The 1131-nt window shown below is 61.3% G+C and carries 1 protein-coding gene; it reads left to right on the top strand.

What is annotated here, in order from left to right; all coding sequences use genetic code 11:
- Positions 1–1010: hypothetical protein (locus tag EN742_RS35615; protein ID WP_210214514.1), on the top strand; the 1010-nt coding region annotated here is incomplete at its 5' end.
- Positions 1011–1131: the final 121 nt, after the last annotated feature.

The raw sequence follows: 1131 nt of genomic DNA, 5'->3' as shown, positions 1-1131 counted from the left end.
GCCGGCACAATGCAACGGTCGCGTGGGGCGACCTCTCGGAACAGAGCACATCAATGCAAAATCTGGAGGCCGCCTTCGAGGCGACGGGTCGCGTTGCGGCCAATGACGACACGCCTGTGTTCGACGTCGCGAACAACAATCTGCAGGTAGCGTTCGAAGTCGACACGACCATCCCTTCCGCAAAGGCGCTCGCCAGGCGCGAGTTGGCCGACCTGATGGCATCCGCGCCGCCCATCACCATATGCCGCTACAGGGCGCCCCGCGGGCCGAACAAATGGAAGCCGCGCAAGTATGCAGCCGCGAATGACAACGATGCGGTGCCGTTGCCCATTGTCGAGTCTCTACGCCGCGATCGCAGGCATGACGACATCCCATGGATCATTCGCTATCGGCTACTCTGCGAGGTAGTTGGCACTTCGCCGTACGATGACGAACTCGACATCAGCGAGGAAGGCATCGGCGTCGAAAACCGCAGCCTGCATCTCTCTGGAAAGAATTTCGACAGGCCGTTTCAACGGGCAGAGAAAGGCGGTTGGAGGGGTGCCATGCTGCCGGGCGGGGAAATCTCCTATCGCGAGACAAGGCATACCGTGAAGCAGCGCGTGAGCGTCGGCCAGCGCACCAATGTGGCCGACGACGAGAACGGCACCAGGACGCAGACACCGCTGCGGTTGGCGAAAAGCGAGGACGAGCGGATAGCCAGAATTGACGGCCAGCCCATCCTGTCGGCGTTGCGGGCTGGCTTGGGTGACCTCCTCATTCCATTTGAAGACGCGGTGCTTGACGGATGCACCCTGACCGAGATCGGAGAGGATCTTGGCCACAGGTGGAAAGCCCGGAGCGCCAAGGCGAAGTGGGTTGTGTATAGCGGCATCGATAGTCTTCGCGATCAATGGCAGATGATTGATCGCCAAATGGGAGCGCAAGCCGCGGCTTGCAGTCGTCGTGTTGAGGCTCGGCGAAAGGAGCTTGCCGCGGCTGAAGCGCGATATTTGGGCCTCGCTGCCTAATCTGTACCCCAACTCGTTTTCAAAGGTATGAGGTGGAGAACTAACCCCTCTTTCCCTCGCAGGCGCCCGCTCTGTCGTCTGCGTCGCCGCTACCGCCCCACGGTTGCGGCCCTCGCCATTG

Origin of the sequence: Mesorhizobium sp. M4A.F.Ca.ET.020.02.1.1 (assembly GCF_004022645.1) — a bacterium.
Taxonomy (GTDB): domain Bacteria; phylum Pseudomonadota; class Alphaproteobacteria; order Rhizobiales; family Rhizobiaceae; genus Mesorhizobium.
This window is presented reverse-complemented; position numbering and strand designations above follow the sequence as displayed.